General features: G+C 51.5%; 18 protein-coding genes and 1 pseudogene. 11 read left to right on the forward strand and 8 right to left on the reverse strand.

The features are described 5' to 3' along the window. Positions 1-3 precede the first annotated feature (3 nt). The 3 genes from trpCF to trpA are packed head-to-tail and all read left to right on the forward strand — an operon-like array spanning position 4 to position 3,374. Positions 4-1,362 (forward strand): bifunctional indole-3-glycerol-phosphate synthase TrpC/phosphoribosylanthranilate isomerase TrpF, encoded by a 1,359-nt coding sequence (trpCF, locus tag FN082_RS28965; RefSeq protein ID WP_142982824.1) that lies wholly within the window; start codon positions 4-6, stop codon positions 1,360-1,362. Positions 1,363-1,371: 9 nt separating this feature from the next. Beyond that, positions 1,372-2,565, forward strand: a complete 1,194-nt coding sequence (trpB, locus tag FN082_RS28970; RefSeq protein ID WP_142982825.1) for a tryptophan synthase subunit beta — start codon at positions 1,372-1,374, stop codon at positions 2,563-2,565. After that, entirely contained in the window at positions 2,565-3,374 is an 810-nt protein-coding gene (gene trpA / locus FN082_RS28975; protein ID WP_142982826.1) for a tryptophan synthase subunit alpha, read from the forward strand. Before trpB ends, trpA begins: the two co-directional genes overlap by 1 nt. A 33-nt stretch (positions 3,375-3,407) precedes the next feature. On the opposite strand, the gene FN082_RS28980 is transcribed toward trpA, so the two are convergent. Next, the gene (locus FN082_RS28980) at positions 3,408-3,863 is read right to left on the reverse strand and encodes a MarR family winged helix-turn-helix transcriptional regulator (protein ID WP_142982827.1); all 456 of its coding nucleotides are present in this window, start codon (positions 3,861-3,863) and stop codon (positions 3,408-3,410) included. 77 nt (positions 3,864-3,940) lie between these two features. Here FN082_RS28980 and FN082_RS28985 point away from each other — a divergent pair, with 77 nt between their 5' ends. The 3 genes from FN082_RS28985 to FN082_RS28995 all read left to right on the forward strand — a co-directional run bounded on the left by FN082_RS28985 (position 3,941) and on the right by FN082_RS28995 (position 5,766). Beyond that, positions 3,941-4,888 (forward strand): quinone oxidoreductase family protein, encoded by a 948-nt coding sequence (locus tag FN082_RS28985; RefSeq protein WP_142982828.1) that lies wholly within the window; start codon positions 3,941-3,943, stop codon positions 4,886-4,888. Positions 4,889-5,223: 335 nt separating this feature from the next. After that, positions 5,224-5,469, forward strand: a complete 246-nt coding sequence (locus tag FN082_RS28990) for a YmjA family protein (protein WP_139537963.1) — start codon at positions 5,224-5,226, stop codon at positions 5,467-5,469. A 6-nt stretch (positions 5,470-5,475) separates the two neighbouring features. Further along, a complete protein-coding gene (locus tag FN082_RS28995) occupies positions 5,476-5,766 on the forward strand; it encodes a hypothetical protein (RefSeq protein ID WP_139537962.1) in 291 nt (96 codons plus the stop codon). Between the two features lie 12 nt (positions 5,767-5,778). Here the strand turns inward: FN082_RS28995 and FN082_RS29000 are convergent, their stop codons facing one another. From FN082_RS29000 to FN082_RS29025, 6 genes are all read right to left on the reverse strand, one after another. Continuing rightward, a complete protein-coding gene (locus tag FN082_RS29000; RefSeq protein ID WP_139537961.1) occupies positions 5,779-6,258 on the reverse strand; it encodes an NUDIX hydrolase in 480 nt (159 codons plus the stop codon). Continuing rightward, the gene (locus tag FN082_RS29005) at positions 6,251-6,868 is read right to left on the reverse strand and encodes a hypothetical protein (RefSeq protein WP_142461557.1); all 618 of its coding nucleotides are present in this window, start codon (positions 6,866-6,868) and stop codon (positions 6,251-6,253) included. The genes FN082_RS29000 and FN082_RS29005 overlap by 8 nt, the downstream gene beginning before the upstream one ends. 279 nt (positions 6,869-7,147) lie before the next feature. Beyond that, the gene (gene iolE, locus FN082_RS29010) at positions 7,148-8,044 is read right to left on the reverse strand and encodes a myo-inosose-2 dehydratase (protein WP_142982829.1); all 897 of its coding nucleotides are present in this window, start codon (positions 8,042-8,044) and stop codon (positions 7,148-7,150) included. 81 nt (positions 8,045-8,125) lie between these two features. Then, on the reverse strand, positions 8,126-8,905 hold the full coding sequence (locus FN082_RS29015) for a TIM barrel protein (RefSeq protein WP_142461554.1): 780 nt from the start codon (positions 8,903-8,905) through the stop codon (positions 8,126-8,128). A 10-nt stretch (positions 8,906-8,915) separates the two neighbouring features. Continuing rightward, on the reverse strand, positions 8,916-9,923 hold the full coding sequence (locus FN082_RS29020; protein ID WP_142982830.1) for a Gfo/Idh/MocA family oxidoreductase: 1,008 nt from the start codon (positions 9,921-9,923) through the stop codon (positions 8,916-8,918). Positions 9,924-9,951: 28 nt separating this feature from the next. Beyond that, positions 9,952-11,406 carry a sugar porter family MFS transporter gene (locus FN082_RS29025; protein WP_142982831.1) on the reverse strand — a complete coding sequence of 485 codons (1,455 nt, stop codon included), beginning with the start codon at positions 11,404-11,406 and terminating at the stop codon, positions 9,952-9,954. A gap of 196 nt (positions 11,407-11,602) precedes the next feature. Between FN082_RS29025 and FN082_RS29030 the strand changes: the two genes are divergently transcribed. Continuing rightward, positions 11,603-13,600 (forward strand): sigma-54-dependent Fis family transcriptional regulator, encoded by a 1,998-nt coding sequence (locus FN082_RS29030; protein WP_235891689.1) that lies wholly within the window; start codon positions 11,603-11,605, stop codon positions 13,598-13,600. 77 nt (positions 13,601-13,677) lie between these two features. On the opposite strand, the gene ompW is transcribed toward FN082_RS29030, so the two are convergent. Beyond that, positions 13,678-14,316: an outer membrane protein OmpW gene (gene ompW, locus FN082_RS29035; protein ID WP_139537955.1), complete on the reverse strand. Its 639-nt coding sequence runs from the start codon at positions 14,314-14,316 to the stop codon at positions 13,678-13,680. A gap of 313 nt (positions 14,317-14,629) precedes the next feature. On the opposite strand from ompW, the gene FN082_RS29040 reads away from it, so the two are divergent. The 4 genes and pseudogenes from FN082_RS29040 to FN082_RS29055 all read left to right on the forward strand — a co-directional run bounded on the left by FN082_RS29040 (position 14,630) and on the right by FN082_RS29055 (position 18,572). Then, on the forward strand, positions 14,630-15,373 hold the full coding sequence (locus tag FN082_RS29040; protein ID WP_139537954.1) for a YciC family protein: 744 nt from the start codon (positions 14,630-14,632) through the stop codon (positions 15,371-15,373). Between the two features lie 51 nt (positions 15,374-15,424). Beyond that, positions 15,425-15,964 carry a septation protein A gene (locus FN082_RS29045; protein ID WP_004101360.1) on the forward strand — a complete coding sequence of 180 codons (540 nt, stop codon included), beginning with the start codon at positions 15,425-15,427 and terminating at the stop codon, positions 15,962-15,964. 76 nt (positions 15,965-16,040) lie between these two features. Next, positions 16,041-16,244, forward strand: a pseudogene (locus FN082_RS30420) (chloride channel protein); the annotation flags it as partial. 147 nt (positions 16,245-16,391) lie between these two features. After that, entirely contained in the window at positions 16,392-18,572 is a 2,181-nt protein-coding gene (locus tag FN082_RS29055) for a TonB-dependent siderophore receptor (RefSeq protein WP_139537953.1), read from the forward strand. The last annotated feature ends 85 nt before the right edge of the window (positions 18,573-18,657 follow it).

Below are 18,657 nucleotides of genomic sequence, written 5' to 3' on the forward strand. Positions count from 1 at the left end.
ATAATGCAGACCGTTTTAGCAAAAATCGTTGCCGACAAAGCGATTTGGGTAGAAGCCCGCAAACAACAACAACCGTTAGCCAGTTTTCAGAACGACGTCGTACCAACGCAGCGCAATTTTTACGATGCCCTCGCGGGTACCCGCACCGCGTTTATTCTCGAGTGCAAAAAGGCCTCGCCATCCAAGGGGCTGATTCGCGAAGATTTTGACCCGGCGACTATCGCCGGAGTCTACAAACACTACGCCTCGGCTATCTCGGTGCTGTGCGATGAGAAGTATTTCCAGGGCAGCTTCGACTTTCTGCCAATTGTCAGCAAGGTCGCGCCGCAGCCGATTCTGTGTAAGGATTTCACCATCGATCCTTACCAGATTTACCTGGCGCGCTATTACCAGGCAGACGCCTGCCTGCTGATGCTCTCGGTGCTTGATGATGAACAATATCGCCAGCTCGCCGCCGTCGCGCACAGCCTGAATATGGGCGTACTGACCGAGGTGAGCAACGAAGAAGAGCTGGAACGCGCCATCGCGCTGAAGGCCAAAGTGGTGGGTATCAACAACCGCGATCTGCGCGATATGTCGATTGACCTTAACCGCACCCGCACGCTGGCGCCTCGACTCGGCCATGACGTCACGGTGATCAGCGAATCCGGCATTCATACCTATGCCGAAGTGCGTGAACTGAGTCACTTTGCCAATGGTTTCCTGATTGGTTCAGCGCTGATGGAACATGACGATCTGAACGCCGCGGTAAAACGCGTACTGCTTGGTGAAAATAAGGTCTGCGGCCTGACCCGCCCCCAGGATGCCCAGGTCGCGTATGAGTCCGGTGCAATCTATGGGGGGCTGATTTTCGTCCCAACGTCACCGCGAGCGGTCAACGAGACCCAGGCGAAGGCGGTCATTAATAGCGCGCCCCTGCTCTACGTCGGCGTATTCCGCAATACGCCGATGGCAGAAGTGGTTGCCCGCGTGAAAAATCTGAATTTAGCCGCCGTACAGTTGCACGGTAGCGAAGACCAGGCCTATATCGACGTTCTGCGTGCCGAATTACCGGCCAAAGTGCAAATCTGGAAAGCCCTCAGCGTTGGCGAAACCTTACCGCCGCGCAACCTGAATCATATCGACAAATACGTTTTCGATAACGGTCAGGGCGGCACCGGCCAGCGTTTCGACTGGTCTCTGCTGCAAGGTCAGGACCTGCGTAACGTTCTGCTGGCAGGCGGCCTCGGTGCCGATAACTGTGTGGAAGCCGCCAAAAGCGGTTGTGCTGGACTCGATTTTAATTCAGGCGTTGAGTCGCAGCCGGGTATTAAAGATGCCAGCAAACTGGCCTCGGTGTTTCAAACGCTGCGCGCATATTAAGGAGCAACAATGAGTACTTTACTGAACCCCTATTTTGGTGAATTCGGCGGGATGTATGTCCCGCAGATCCTGATGCCCGCCCTGCGCCAGCTGGAAGAAGCGTTCGTGAGCGCGCAGAAAGACCCGGCATTTCAGGCCGAATTTACTGACCTGCTGAAAAACTACGCTGGCCGCCCAACCGCGCTGACCAAATGCCGCAACCTCACCGAAGGTACCCGCACCACGCTGTATCTGAAGCGTGAAGACCTGCTGCACGGCGGCGCGCATAAAACTAACCAGGTGCTCGGCCAGGCGCTGTTGGCAAAACGGATGGGCAAAACAGAAATCATCGCCGAAACCGGCGCAGGTCAGCATGGTGTAGCCTCTGCCCTCGCCAGCGCCCTGCTCGGCCTGAAATGCCGCATCTACATGGGCGCCAAAGATATCGAACGTCAGTCGCCGAACGTCTTCCGTATGCGCCTGATGGGAGCGGAAGTCATCCCGGTACATAGTGGTTCTTCTACGTTGAAAGATGCCTGTAACGAGGCCCTGCGCGACTGGTCCGGAAGCTATGAAAAAGCCCACTATATGCTCGGCACCGCCGCTGGCCCGCACCCGTTCCCGACCATCGTGCGCGAATTCCAGCGCATGATTGGCGAAGAGACCAAGGCGCAGATTCTTGAGAAAGAAGGTCGCCTGCCGGATGCGGTTATCGCCTGCGTCGGCGGCGGCTCTAACGCCATCGGCATGTTCGCCGACTTTATCGATGAAACGAAGGTTGGCCTGATTGGCGTTGAGCCGGCGGGTCATGGAATCGAATCCGGCGAGCACGGTGCGCCGCTCAAACACGGTCGAGTGGGCATTTACTTCGGGATGAAATCGCCGATGATGCAGACCGATGACGGGCAAATTGAGGAGTCCTACTCCATTTCCGCCGGGCTGGACTTTCCGTCCGTCGGCCCGCAGCACGCGTATCTGAATAGCATTGGTCGCGCCGATTACGTATCGATTACCGATGATGAAGCGCTGGATGCCTTTAAAGCGCTTTCCCGTCATGAAGGGATTATCCTGGCGCTGGAATCTTCTCACGCCCTGGCGCACGCGCTGAAAATGATGCGCGAAAACCCGGAAAAAGAGCAGCTGCTGGTGGTTAACCTCTCTGGCCGCGGCGATAAAGACATCTTCACCGTACACGATATTTTGAAAGCGCGAGGGGAAATCTGATGGAACGTTATGAGACGCTGTTTGCACAACTGAAAGCCCGCAAGGAAGGCGCGTTTGTTCCCTTCGTGACTCTTGGCGACCCGAATCCTGAGCAGTCGCTGAAAATTATCGACACCCTAATTGAAGCAGGCGCCGACGCGCTGGAGCTGGGTATTCCGTTCTCCGACCCGCTGGCGGATGGCCCGACGATTCAGGATGCGACTCTGCGCGCATTTGCCGCAGGCGTCACCCCCGCGCAGTGCTTTGAAATGCTGGCGGCGATTCGTCAGAAACACCCAACCATCCCTATCGGCCTGCTGATGTACGCTAACCTGGTGTTTAGCCCAGGCATTGATGAATTTTACGCCGCATGCGAGCGCGCGGGCGTTGATTCAGTGCTGGTAGCCGATATACCGGTGGAAGAATCGGCTCCGTTTCGCCAGGCCGCGCTGCGTCATAATATCGCGCCAATTTTCATCTGCCCGCCGAATGCCGATAACGATCTGCTGCGCCAGATTGCCTCTCACGGTCGCGGCTACACCTATCTGCTATCGCGCGCTGGCGTGACCGGCGCAGAAAATCGCGCCGCGCTGCCGCTGCACCATCTGATTGAGAAGCTGGCCGAGTACAATGCCGCGCCGCCGCTGCAGGGTTTTGGTATCTCCGCGCCGGAGCAGGTGACGGCGGCGATTGACGCAGGCGCAGCCGGCGCAATTTCCGGTTCCGCGATTGTCAAAATCATCGAACGCAACGTTAACGATCCGCAGGCTATGCTGGCTGAGCTGAAAGCCTTTGTGCAGAGCCTGAAAGCCGCCACCAAAGCGGCCTAAGCGCGACTGCCGCCCGGCCCTGCCGCCGGGCGGTTATTTCTGCTGCAGGCTGTCCGCATACTGTCGCGTCAGACGAAACAGCGCCATCACATCCTCATGCGTCCACCCGGCCAACACCTGATTCATTAACCGCGTTCTTGCCACCGAGATACGATCAATCATCGCCTGTCCCGTTTCGCTGAGGCTCACTTCGCTAATCCGCCGGTCTTTGGCGTTTGGCTGCTTTAGCGCCAGTCCCTGCGCTTCCAGTTTCTTCACCTGCCTGCTGACGGTGGTGTAATCGCGCCCGAGGCTATCCGCCAGCTCGACAACCCCGACAGGCCCCCTGCGCCCTATTGCTACCAGCAACGGAAAAAGGATCTGATCAAGCTGAACGCCAGCAGCCTGCAGTATTTGCTCATCGCGCACCGGCTGGTTCATCACGCTGATAATGTCGAGCAGCGCGCCATGGAAGCCGGTGATATCGTAATTATTATGTGCATCTTGCATGTATTTTTTAACCGAGTATAGTGCCGTTATCTAATACGTGCATTTTACACATAATTATTCCAAAGGTGGAGAAGACTATGAAAGCAGCCGTCGTTTTTGACCTGCAACAGGGGCCAGTTTGGGCCGACTTTAGCGATCCGCACGCCGCTGAGCAGGAGGTGTTAGTCAACGTGCGCGCAAGCGCTATCAGCCATGTGGTGAAGGGCCGGGCCTCAGGAAAGCACTACAGTTTCGATGGCCGCCTGCCTTTCGGCGTAGGGATTGATGGCACCGGAACATTACCTGATGGACAGCGCGTTTATTTTGCCTTCCCTACCGCGCCGTGGGGCAGCATGGCGCAATGGGCGCCCGTTGCATTAAACCATTGCCTGCCGTTGCCGGATGGGCTGGACGATGTCACCGCTGCTGCCATGGCGAATCCGGGTATGTCCGCATGGGCGGCGCTGGTTAAACGCGCCGGTCTCAAGGTCGGAGAAACGGTATTGATCAACGGGGCCACCGGCAGCGCCGGGCAGCTGGCGGTGCAAATCGCCCGCTTTCTGGGCGCAAAAAAAATCATCGCCACCGGGCGTAACCCGCAGAAACTGGCGACGCTTGGGGCCGATGCAATCGTCAATTTAAGCGAAGATGATACAACCATAAGGGCACAGTTTGCCGAGCTGGCGGCACAGCAAATTGATGTTGTTGTCGATTATCTGTGGGGCTATAGCGCCGAACTTCTGTTGCCCGTACTGGCAAAGCAGAGTCCGGGGGACACACCGATACGTTTTGTGCAGGTCGGTTCCCTCTCAGGTGCTGAGATCGCTCTGAGCGGCGCGGTACTGCGCTCCGCCCCGCTGCAGCTGATGGGCAGCGGTATTGGCAGCCTTTCTATGCCGCAGCTATTGGCCGCTACGGGAGAGATGCTGCAGGCTGCCGTCGCAGGCGGATTTACCATCGCCACCACTGTGCAGCCGCTTCGTGACATTGCTACGGCCTGGTCGCAGGATAACAGCCAGAAACGCACCGTTTTTATCGTTGACTAAAAAAAATCGCTTCCGCACAAAAGTTGGGGTTGATATCTTAAATGAGAAATATTATCTTTCTCATTACCGAATAGTTGAGTAAACAACTCAGGTATTCGGTACGACATTGCTCACATTGCTTCCAGTATTTTTGCCCGCACTTGTGCGGGCTTTTTTTATTGCCGCCGAGTGAGGATTAAAGATGTTGCAGTAACCTGCCAGGTAAGCCGCGCAGAACTTCATCCCTCTCCTGCCGGGTTTCGGAATCGATGCGTGGAAACGACGGAAGAGTGTTACTATCCCGGTCAGAAAACGCAGGCATCAGCTAACATCAGCGTTAACCGCGAGGGCAATCTATGAACGATGAAGTACCTTTGAAATATTATGATATTGCGGATGAGTATTCGACGGAATCCGCTACGCCCGTCAACGAAGCAGAACGTGAACCTCTGGCCCGCTATTTTCAGTTGCTGATTACTCGCCTGATGAATAACGAGGAAATCAGCGAGGAGGCGCAGGGAGAGATGGCCATTCAAGCCGGTATTAATCAACAACGCATTGATGATATCGCCGAGTTTCTCAATAAATGGGGTAATGAATAGCGCTTGATGCGCCATGCTGCAATGGGAGCGTATCCCTATACACAGCGTACGGTGACTTTTACATCAATCACCTTTTCTACAGCGTTTTATGCATGGAAGAACGAGAAGGCTGGTCGTAATATGACCAGCCATGCAGAGAATCCAGATAAGCAAACTGTTTATGACCACAAAGTAAGCAGGAAAATTGGCACCCTGTACTCTTCTGTAAATTCTCCGAATCTGCTGGTCGCAATCATCATCGTCCTGCACGGGGGGCCATGTCGAAGATGGAAACGTAAAAACCAGATGAGTCGTTAATCTGAATGAAGATTATCGTTTTACTTTTAACAGCATTATGGATGCCAGAGTAAAATTGTCCTTAATCTTATCCTCTTTGATAAACGTAATGATTTCATCATAAGTATAAAAATCACAACCAACGACACCTTCGCTGGATTGTAATAATAACTGAGAGGGGTCCTGTACTTCACACACAATCGTTCGAATATTGTCAGTAATCAACCCTGAATCAGTAACCAATTCGCCTAGTACATAACTCCTTACTGACAGAAAATTCAGTTCTTCTTTGAGTTCTCGCTCGCCACCAGCAATATGCGATTCACCTTTTTCAATAAAACCTCTTGGAAACTCAACAAGCACTTCACCATTTCTGGAGTGTTGAATCAATGCATATTTTCCTTTAAATTCTGGGATAACGACGACACCACCATGTTTTTGGCTTATCCGTAGATGCCCCGCCTCATTGATGAACACCGTTACATACTGATTTTCAAAAATATTATTATTCAAAATTCACAATCCAGGTTGTTTGATTAGCTGATTCACGTATTATTTTTATAGTATTATAGAAATAATACACAACATATGCCAGGTAAAAGACAACTTCAAACAAAACAATAATTTCTTTATTACTGATTTTAAAAACAGACATAAACTCTTTTACTAACATAACAACGGGGAAACCCGAAATCAGCGTCATACCAAGAATAACTCTATTTTCAACGCCAGAAAACATCTTAACTATTTTTGTTTCATTATATTTCTTACTTTTTTCAGTGAAGAAAGAATTAATTTCTTTGTTAATTTCATTCAACTCAAAAATATTTTTAGAAATAACTTTATTGAGAACCAAGGCAGAATTGGCGTATTGTAAATGCCATGAACGAAGACCAGATAAAGTTCTGATTGTCATTCCACTAATCAAGCATATAACCACATTAAAAAACACAGGAGAATATGGGCTTACCAGTAGTTTGCTCATAGCGGAATATGAGCCAAAGTAAAACGATATAACAACCAGATAAAAAGCGATGGTCTGATCTCTTTTCGTCGATTGTTCTTTTAAGTGTTCATTGCATCGTTCATATACGGACAGTAGAAACTCTTTAGATACTGACATCAAAACCTCTATGTTTTAACGTGTTATAGCGATATTCATCAATTCTATACCACAGAGGCTCACTGTCACAGTACATGCTTGCTGATAGTACATCTTATCAAGCAAAAAACGGATTAGCATCGCACTCTGGATCAATACCGCTATCCTGGGCAACTGCCTTTATTATTTGGCAATGTTGAGCGTTGCCGTAGCCTGTAAGAAAGAAATGCAGGTGCATGCACAAAGGTCAAAAAAGGCGCTCAATGAGCGCCAAAGTCCTACAGCAAACCGGTTCAAATGCTAAATGCCCACCTCGCTTTTAACCCATGCGCGTGCCTTTTTTACTGTCGCCAAAGGTGGTGCTTTTTCTGGATCCTGTTCGGCTTCAATGATAACCCAGCCCTTATAGATTGAGTTTTTAAGGAAATGAATAACCGGAGCGTAATTAACTATCCCCTCGCCAGGCACAGTAAACAGACCAGCTCTTACTGCATCATTGAAGCTCAGGTCATTATTAATGACCTTATCGAGCACTTCGCCGCGCACATCTTTCAGATGGACATGCACCACGCGGTGGCCGTAATTTTCCAGTACCCAGTGAATATCCACACCTGCCACGGTTGCATGCCCGCAGTCCAGAACGATACCGACTGAATCATTGGTCGCTTTCAGGAAGGCTTTCAGCTCATTGTCGGTTTCAACAACCATCATCAGATGGTGATGATAAGCCAGACGTAAACCATAGTTCTTCAATAAAGACAGGGCCAAATTATTCACTTTTTCTGCGTATTGGGGCAGATCAATATGTCCTAAGGCAGGAGATTTCGACAGAGGCTCATCCAGTGGTGTGAGTCCGGGCATCGCGCCGCACTCACCATAGACCATGACTTTTGCCCCCAGTGATTTCAACAACATGGCATGATCGTGTAACGCTGCTAACTCATCCTCAAAACTTCGTTCAGCCATCAGGCCATTATACCAACCGGACGCAAGCTTAAGCTTTGCCTGATTCAGTACTGGCGCAAGAGTCTCGATGGTTCGTGGAAACTTTCGACCAAGTTCAATTCCTTCATAGCCTGCCTCCGCCGCTTCAGCCAGACAGGTTTCCAGTGGGATGTCGCCACCGAGATCTTCCAGTACATCGTTAGTCCAGGAGAGAGGGCTAACGCCAACATGAATACGTGTTGATACGCTCATCGTTCTATCCTTCACAATAAATGCATCGCTTCCCGATCATCTGAGAAGCGATGCAAAATGAGCCTCTAAGGATGCCAGCTCTTACAGCGTGAACGCTTCGCGGAAAGCTTCCAGGGCGACGACTGAATCACCGGATGCCCAACCTTCCATCGCGACCACACCTTGATAGTTAATTCCTTTCAATGCGCGGGCTACAGCCTTGTAGTTGATCTCACCGGTACCCGGCTCTTTACGGCCCGGAACATCGGCAACCTGAATTTCACCGATATGCTTCTCACTTTTGCGGATAAGCTCGACAAGGTTACCTTCACCGATCTGCGCATGATAAATATCCAGGTTCATTTTCAGGTATGGGCTGTTCACCGCGCTCACCAGGGCCATCGTTTCCTCTGCTTTAGCGAAAGGTGTGCCCGGATGATCCACTGCGGTGTTCAGGTTTTCCAGAGTGAATACTTTGCCCGCCTTCTCCCCCATACCCGCAAGAGCATCCAGCGTCTTCTTCGCCTTGAGCCACATCTCACCCGTTACGATTTCAACAGGCTTCACCGGCAGACCAACATTGTTCAACCCTGTGCCGTGCAGGTTGAGAGACGGGCAGCCGAGGCGGCGAGCGGCTTCAAGTGACTGACTGGCGCTGGAAAGCAGGTGATCTATTTCATCATCATCGGTCAGGTTGCCCGAGATGTAACCCGTCATTGAGGTAAAGCGGGCACCGGTTTTCGCCAGCGCATCAATATCTTTTTGGGTCCAGTCCCAAATTTCAACGCCGAAGCCCATGGCGTGAATACGTTCAACGCGCTCGATGAATGGCAGATCAAGGAAGACCATTTCAGCGCAGACGGACAGTGAGTAAGTAGCCATATTCTTATCCTTAAAGCTTAATCGGTTGGGACTGTTGAACAGATGCGATACATGTCAGAGCGACTTCCAGCGCATTACGTGCATCTTCACCGGTCGCTTTCGGCGTGTCGCCCGTCGCCACGCAACGTATGAAGTCGGTCACTTCTGCGACATAGGCATCATGCAGCAGATCGGTATCACGACGCGCGGTGTCAATAGAGATACCGTCAGCGGTATAACGCACGCAGTTATTCACATTGATGTTGCCTGCCTGCAGCATGCCTTTACTACCGAAGACCTCACCGCGAACGTCATAGCCGTACACTGCCTGGAAGTTAGCTTCAGCCGTGGCGAACGCGCCATTGTCGAAACAAATATTCACGACTGCGGTATCCAGCAGGCCACGGTCTTTAAAATCGGGGCGCACTAATGCATCAGCAACCGCATAAACGCGGGTGGGTTTAGCCCCAGGATTCAGGTGCAGCAGGATGTCAAAATCGTGGATCAGCGTTTCAAGAAAAATAGTCCAGTGCGGAATTGGCGTTGGATCACCCAAACCGGGGTCACGAGTCGTTGAACGCAACAGCTGCGGCACGCCAATCTTACCTGCCTTAATCTCTTCATAAGCCGCAACAAAACCGCTCACGAATCGACGATTGAAGCCTACCTGTAGAGCAACCCCGGCTTTTTTAGCCGCATTAATGGCTTTATCTGCCTCTTCCAGAGTGATCGCCATTGGTTTCTCACAAAAAACGCCTTTACCCGCTTTGGCTGCAGCGACAACCAGTTCTGCGTGAGTACGCGCCGGAGAAGCGATCACAACGGCATCGATTTCAGCATCATTCAACAGCGCCTGCGGATCGGTATACGATTTTTTCGCCCCCAGCCTGGCGGCCAGCTTCTCGGCTGCGCCCGGAACCGGATCGGCAACAGCAATCAGCGTTGCGCCCGGTATACGCTGAGCAACGGTCTCACCGTGAAAGGTGCCCATGCGACCAGCGCCAATAAGACCAACGCGGACAACGTTTTGTACTGACATAAAATTCTCCTTAGATGTAGGGTATTGATTACTTATTTTGCGAAACAGATTCTGGCGTAACGAGCGGCTGCCGCTCGCGACCAAAACGACGGGATTTTGAAAGCATTAGCGGTTCGATATGTTCCAGCGAAACGCCCTTGGTTTCCGGCAGGAAACGTCCAACAAACCAAAAAGCGATAAGGCTGAATCCGCTGCATAACAGCAGAGGGAAGGCCCCATGGAAGTGCTCCATCAACACAGGGTTACGGTTCATCATCGGAAAGCTCTGGGTGACCATAAAGTTCGAAACCCACATGGAGCAAAACGCATAGCCCATAGCAACAGCACGCATACGGTTCGGGAAGATTTCAGAAATCAGCAGCCAGGCACCAAGACTCCAGGACATGCCGAACACAAAGATAAATCCCACCAAACCGACAATGGGGAGGTAGCCTTTAACTTCATTCATAAAGGCCCAGGAGGTGAATAACAGAAAGGCGGCACAGCCCAATGACCCCCAACGCAACAATGGAAGTCGTCCGATACGATCGAAGGCAACCAGTGCGATGCCTACACCAGCCAATAGCGCGAGGCCGAGGAAAATACTTTGAAACAGGGAATCCTGTGTGTTTCCAGTCACGTTTTGCAGAAGTGAAGGCGCAAAGTACATCAGGATATTGATGCCGGAAACCTGCTGTAATACGGCGATGGCACAACCGATCCACAGAATGTAAGACGATTTTTTATCCTTCAGAATGCCACGCGGCGCTGGCGTACTCAGCAAAGCAGAATCTGCGGCGATGGAGGTACGAATTTCAGCGTATAAGCGTTCAGCATGTCCTGGGTTAGAAAGAGAAGTCAGTACTTTGAGTGACTTTTCCTTCTGGTTGCGCATCGCATACCAGCGCGGTGATTCCGGCATAAAGAAAACCATCACCAGGAACAACACGCAGGGAATAAGCGCAGATGCCAGCATCCACCGCCAGCCCATAGACACTACCCACTCATGCGCCATGCCCCTGGCGATCAGGTAATTCACGATATAAACCACTAACTGGCCGCCAACCATCAGCATCTGCTGCATGCCCAGCATCCGCCCGCGCAGATCTTTAGGCGAGACCTCTGCGATATAGAGCGGGGTGACAGCCGATGCCATGCCCACGGCCAGGCCGCCAATCATACGATAAACAACAAACCAGGTCAGATCGTTGGCTAACGCAGATCCGATAGCGGAAATAGCGAAAAGGATGGCCGTGATAATTAGGGTAGCTTTACGACCAAAACGATCGGTAAAGCGCCCGACACCCCAGGCTCCCACGATGCATCCCAAAATAACGTTAGAAACCGCCCAGCCGCTTTCTGCTGGCGTGAGTGAAAGATGTTCGGTAAGCGGATCGATGACGCCTGAAATGACGGAGGCGTCGTAACCAAGAATGATCCCGCTAACGGATGCGATGGCACATATAAATATCAGGTAAGGCACGTTGCGTTTTCGTGTAGACATTTCGTTATTTCTCCACGTTGGTTTTTTTAGTTTTTGTCTTTGTAGGGAAGACATCTTTTAAATAGCAACAGGCGTGCCAAATCACATTTCTATGTTTTATAAGGAAATAAAAAAAGACAGCGATCACAAAGTGTTTATAAAAAAGACATACGATCACAACATGTTCATAGAATGAACATTTCCAAACCAGAAAATAATGAAATTTATGAATCAAAATCATAGCGACATCTGGGATGAAGAATGGGAGCTGATTGCGAGGCTTAACTACGAGCAAAGCTTTACCCAATACACTGGTGAACTGGGCCTGGCCTGGAAAGCATTCGAACAAGGGGAAGCCCCAAAAGGCTTGCGATCTGCTATCCACGCGTCATGGCTACGCAGCCACACCGACGGTATTGATGCTTACCAATTCGAGTATCAATTTTGCGAACAGAGCGAGCTGCGCAGAATAATGGCGCGTAATTCGCTGCTGATCGCCATTGCCCGCGACATCATGCGCAACCTGTTGGCCTATAACCCTGACGGGCATATCAACCTGACGGATGCCAACGGCGTGATCGTGCATTTTTGTGGCCAGGATTTGACGCCAATCGGTAGCGTACTTAGCGAATCTGTACAAGGGACGAACTGTACCGGACGTTGCCTGAAAGAGAACAAGCTCGTTTATTTATTGAGCGCAGAGAACTACAAAGAAGCGCTGCGCGTACGTGGTAAACACTGTGCGGCAGCCCCGATACGAGATGAAAACGGTGTAATGCTGGGTGTATTAACGCTTACGGCTAATCCCGGCTGTTTCCACTACCACACGCTGGGTACGGTTCAGGCAGCCGCTGAAGCTATATCTCAGCAATTGATTTTGCGTCGTTTAGTGAACGAGCAGGAATCTGTAATGGAATTGCTTAATGAGGGCGTGTTGGTCATCAGCGAGCAAGGTTCTATTCGCCAGCTAAATTGTTATGCCCGCCAGGTTCTGGGTATTCAGGAAGATGTCCGTTTTCGTGACGCTGATGAAGTATTGCGACCGGACGGCTGTTCTCTTAAAGAACTGCCGGCCTGCAAAGATCGTAATATCACGTTCTGTCCCGCCGCCGATTCACGTATTTCATGTGTGATCTCTGTTGTCACCACTCCTGAAGGTGGCCGCGTGATCTCAATGCGTGATAACCGACGCGTGCGTGATATGACTCACCGTGTTATTGGCAGCAGCGCCAGCTATAACTTCGATATGATTCTTGGCCAGTCACGTGTCATGCAGGATACGCGTAATAAAGCGCGCAGCGTCGGACGTAGCGATAGTACCGTACTGCTGACGGGTGAAAGCGGAACAGGAAAGGAGCTTTTTGCTCAATCTATTCATAATGCTAGTCATCGTAATGCGGGACCGTTTCTCGCTGTTAACTGCGGTGCCATTCCGCGCGATCTGGTTCAGAGTGAATTATTTGGCTATGAAGATGGGGCCTTTACTGGTTCAAGACGCGGTGGTGCCGCAGGTAAATTTGAACTGGCTGATGGCGGAACGTTATTTCTTGATGAAATCGGCGATATGCCGCTTGAAGCACAGGCTAGCCTGCTGAGAGTTTTACAGGAAGGCGAAGTCATGCGCATTGGCGGCAAGCGTCCGTTGAAGGTTAACGTGCGGATTATCGCAGCGACCAACCGGGACCTGAAAAAAGATATTGAACATGGTTCATTCCGCCGTGACCTCTACTTCCGTCTGAACGTCATCAGTCTGCCAATTCCACCATTACGGGCGAGAAAAGAAGATATCAAAGAGCTGACAGACTGGTTCTGTGGAAAAATTTGCCGGGCGCTTGGTCGAAATCGTGCGTTATTTTCTGATTCCGCTCTGAAATTGATGGAAAGCTACGACTGGCCGGGCAACGTTAGAGAACTGGAGAACATCGTCGAACGCACTATAAATCTCACAGAGGTAGAGGAAATCAGGGACAAAGATCTGCCCGAGGAAATGTACCTGCCCACCGACATGAATTTGGCTATTCATGGTGGGAACATTCAGAATTATAGTTTGAAAGAGAGTGAAAAGACGCTTATCGAATGCTGTCTGGCGGAAAAGAAAGGTAACCTGCGCCAGGTCGCTATAGCACTCAAACTCTCGCGTGGCGCGCTTTACAATAAACTGAAGCGTTACGGTATTGAAGCCAACGAATACCGCAACCCTGGTGATGGCGTATGATCCTACGCAGAGTGACTTTGATAGCGCCCAACTCGTGGGTCAAGCTGGCCATGTGACGGCCAGCTTGCGCGAAGAGATTAGAACCGGTATCCCGCAGAGAACATAAACACCCACGGATCCAGGCGCACGCTGTCGTGCTGGCGAGCCTCGCCCAGTTTATAGCTCGCGGTGGTGTCGATATCCATGTACCACACTGACATGTTAATCAACCAGTCGCGGTTAATCAGATAATCCATACCGACTTGCCCTGCCGCTCCCCAGGAATCTTTCAGGCTCAGATCGGATATTCCGGTTTTTTTACCCGTATCGTTTACGCTTTCGTCAAAGAAGGTGGTGTAGTTAATACCCACACCCACATACGGACGCAGTTTGCTGCTGGAGTCGCCAAAGTACCACTGAGCCATTAACGTCGGGGGTAAATGATGAACGGTAGCAATATTGCCGGTTGCTGCAGTCCCGACTTTATGGCGGAACGGCGTCGCGGCCAGCAGTTCAACACCGATATTATCCGTTGCCATATAGGTGAACGTCAGGCCCAGCTGTGTATTGTTGCTAACGTTAAAGCCTCCCAGGCTGCCTAACGTACCGCCCGCCCCTTCTGTTGGCCTGACGGTTGCCGAACCTGCACGAATAAAAAATTCCCCCGCTTCATGCGCCCAGACGCTGCCGCTGGTGAGAGTGCTCAGAATAACAAACGCCGCTGCTAACTTTTTCATACCCACTTCCTCATTATGGTTATTCAGCGCAAGAATATACCTACAATGAAGTATGTTTGATCCAACATAGATCACATTAAAAAGGCAAATTTAACATTTATTGATCCAGATTAATTTTCACTTTTTCAATGCAATCAGTGATAAGCGCGCAACATCAAAATTCTGCTTTTGCGCTACTCAAGGCAGCGCATCGCTGGTTTCCTCTTCTATTTACAAAGATATACTTAGCGCGCAGGAGCAGAGACTGCTACCCAGCCGCGATTTGCGGTACAATCGCCCGCTAGTTAACACCTGCAATACTCAAGGAGAATGCATGTCTATCACGGCGAAGTCCGTCTACCGTGACACCGGAAACTTTTTCCGCAATCAGTTCGTTACTATCCTGCTGATTGCGCTGCTATGCGCGTTCATAACGGTAGTACTTGGCCATGCCTTTTCACCCAGTGAAGAGCAGCTATCGATCTTGAGCCAGGGCGATAGCCTGGCGGGTAGCGGTGGGCTGTTCGAGCTGGTCCAGAGCATGACGCCGGAGCAACAGCAGATCCTGCTGCGCGCTTCCGCCGCCTCCACGTTCTCCGGTCTGGTGGGTAATGCCATTCTTGCTGGCGGCGTTCTGCTGATGATTCAGATGATCTCTGCCGGTCAGCGCGTCAGCGCTCTACGGGCGATCGGCGCTTCCGCACCGGTATTGCCAAAGCTGCTGCTGCTGATCCTGCTGACGACCTTTGTGGTCCAGATGGGGATGATGCTGGTGGTGGTGCCGGGCGTCCTGCTGGCTATCGTGCTCTCTTTCGCGCCGGTGATGCTGGTACAGGATAAAATCGGTATCTTCAGCGCCATGCGTAGCAGCATGCGCCTGGCGTGGGCCAATGTACGCCTGGTGGCTCCGGCTATCATCGGCTGGCTGCTGGCGAAAACCCTGCTGCTGCTGTTTGCCTCCAGCTTCGCGGTACTGACGCCAAACGTTGGCGCTGTGGTAATAAATACTCTCAGCAATCTGATCTCCGCATTGTTGCTGATCTATTTATTCCGCTTGTATATGCTTATTCGTAACTAACTTAATTCGGGCCGGATCCTCCCGGCCCTTTCTGAACGACGGAATCGATGTATGAAGCAGTTTTTGGATTTTTTACCGCTGGTAGTCTTCTTCGCATTCTACAAGCTTTACGATATCTACGCCGCGACGACCGCGCTAATTATCGCCACAGCCATTGTGTTGATCTACAGCTGGGTGCGCTATCGCAAAGTCGAGAAAATGGCGCTGATTACTTTTGTACTGGTCGCCGTATTTGGCGGACTGACCATCTTCTTCCATAACGACGAATTTATTAAATGGAAAGTGACGGTTATCTACGTTCTGTTTGCCAGCGCGCTGCTGTTTAGCCAGTGGGTGATGAAAAAGCCGCTTATCCAGCGCATGTTGGGTAAAGAGTTAACGTTGCCGCAGCAGGTGTGGTCGCGTCTGAATCTGGCCTGGGCGGTGTTTTTCATCCTCTGCGGGCTGGCGAATATCTACATCGCTTTCTGGCTACCGCAGAATATTTGGGTCAACTTCAAAGTCTTCGGCCTGACGGCTCTGACGCTGGTGTTCACCCTGCTGAGCGGCGTTTACATCTATCGCCATATGCCGCAGGATGACAACCACTAAACGACTATTCCCCCGGCACGCAGTCCTGCGTGCCGTTTTTCATTGCTTCCCGCCGGCATAAAGCGCTTCAGCTGAAACCCCGCTGTTTTATGTCGGCGCGACGCTGGGCAACGCGCTGGTCCCCCTGCTTCATATGCCGTTGAGCTTTTTAGCCGGAATTGGCTTTGTCGCCGTTTTTGCCGCTGCAGCCAATACCCCTATAGCTTCTACCCTGATGGCCATTGAGCTGTTTGGTTCTGAAATCGGAATTTATGCTGCGCTAGCCTGCGTGGTGGCCTGGCGGTTTCTTCACGATATCTACCACATGCTGGAAAGTTGCGGCAATTGTGAGGATTTGATGGAGATTAACGCCAATCAATTGTAATGATAATAATTATCATTGATATTCTCGATCTCAATTTTTCATGATTTGATATGGATATTCATAATGAGACCGCAGAAAAATCACATAGCAACGCCTCTTGCCCTGGCCATCGCAGGCTTACTTAGCCCGGGTGTTTTCGCCGAAGAGGTAGAGCAGGATACCGAAACGATGGTCGTTCGGGGAACCGCTGAAGAAGCGCTCAAACAGCAGCCGGGCGTTTCGATCATCACCGCAGAAGATATCGCTAAAGATCCTCCGGTTAACGATCTGTCAGAAATCATTCGTAAAATGCCCGGTGTCAATCTGACCGGCAACAGCGCCAGCGGTAGCCGCGGTAACAACCGACAAATCGATATTCGCGGCATGGGGCCGGAAAATACGCTGATTCTTATTGATGGCGTACCCGTCACCTCTCGTAACTCGGTACGCTACAGCTGGCGCGGTGAGCGTGATACCCGCGGCGACAGCAACTGGGTGCCGCCGGAAATGGTCGAGCGTATCGAGGTTCTGCGCGGCCCTGCGGCGGCGCGCTACGGCTCAGGCGCCGCGGGCGGCGTGGTGAATATTATTACTAAACGTCCGACCAACGACTGGCACGGCTCGCTCTCGCTCTATACTAATCAGCCGGAAAATAATAAAGAAGGCTCCACCAACCGGGCTAACTTTAACCTTAACGGACCGCTGGCCGGCGATGCCCTCACCATGCGCCTGTACGGCAACATCAACAAAACGGAACCCGATGCCTGGGATATCAACCACGCTCAAAATGGCTCTTATGCCGCAGGCCGCGAAGGCGTGCGCAACAAAGATATTAACGCCCTGCTGTCATGGAAAGTGACGCCGCAGCAGATTGTCGATTTCAGCTACGCCTATAGCCGCCAGGGCAATATTTATGCCGGAGATACTCAGTACAGCAACGGCAACGTCAGTCCAAACGGGCTGGTGGATTCGCTTTACGGCCAGGAAACAAACCGGATGTATCGTCAGACCTGGGGCCTGACCTATAACGGCATCTGGGACTGGGGCCAGTCGAAAGCGGGCGTCTACTACGAAAAAACCAACAACACCCGCCTGCAGGAGGGTTCCACCGGCCGCGTAGAAGGAATGATCAACAGCGATGAATATGCCACCAGTCGCCTGGAATCGTGGCGCTCAACCGGCGAGTTGAATATTCCCTTCAACTGGCTGGCTGAACAGACCCTGACATTGGGTATGGAGTGGAATCGCGATGAGCTGAATGACCCGGCGTCGATGCAGGCCACTAGCGTAACGGAAGAAGTCCCCGGTTCTTCCGGCGATCCGTCTCAGCGCAGCCCCAAAAATAGCGCCACCCTGACCGGTATCTATCTCGAAGACAATATTGAAGCGACGCCGGGCACCAATATTATCCCCGGCCTGCGCTTTGACTATCACAACGACTTCGGCAGCAACTGGAGCCCAAGTCTGAACCTGTCGCAGGATCTGGGCGATATGTTTAAGGTCAAAGCGGGTATTGCCCGGGTGTTTAAAGCACCGAACCTGTATCAGTCCAGCGAGGGCTATTTGCTGCGCACGAACGGTAACGGCTGCCCAACCGACCTCACCGGGAATGGTTGTTATCTGCTGGGTAACCCAAATCTTGATCCGGAAATCAGCGTCAACAAAGAGGTTGGCCTTGAATTTAACTTAAATGGCTACAATGCCGGTATTACCTGGTTCCGTAACGATTACAAAAATAAAATCGTTTCCGGTACCGACGTGATGGGCTATACCTCTGATGGGAATTATATTCTCCAGTGGCAGAACGGCGGTAAAGCGGTCGTTGAAGGTCTCGAAGGAACGCTGCTGGTTCCGGTGATTGCCGATACGCTCAGCTGGCGCACTAACGCTACCTATATGATCAAATCGGAAAATAAAGATACCGGCAATCCGCTGTCCGTTATTCCGAAATATACCATCAATACTTCGCTCGATTGGCAGGTGACCAGCAAACTGTCGGCGAACGTCAACTGGACGATGTACGGTCGGCAGAAACCGCGCGAATACGCGGAAATTCGTAACGAGATTAACTCGTTAGCCACCAACGAAGTCGGCGCCTATTCCGTGGTTGGTATTGGCGGTAACTACCAGCTAATGAAAGATCTGCGCCTGAATGCGGGTATTAGCAACCTGTTCGATAAGCAAATTTATCGCGAAAACTCAGGTGCTTCGACCTATAACGAACCGGGCCGTGCTTACTACGCTGGCGTCACGCTCTCCTTCTAAACCCTTGCGCCCGCGCTGGCGGGCGTATTCCCCCTATTCTCTCCACGCCATTTTCATAGTAGCATCGCGCCTGATCATCTTTGAC

The organism is Klebsiella spallanzanii, assembly GCF_902158555.1.
Taxonomy (GTDB): Bacteria; Pseudomonadota; Gammaproteobacteria; order Enterobacterales; family Enterobacteriaceae; genus Klebsiella; species Klebsiella spallanzanii.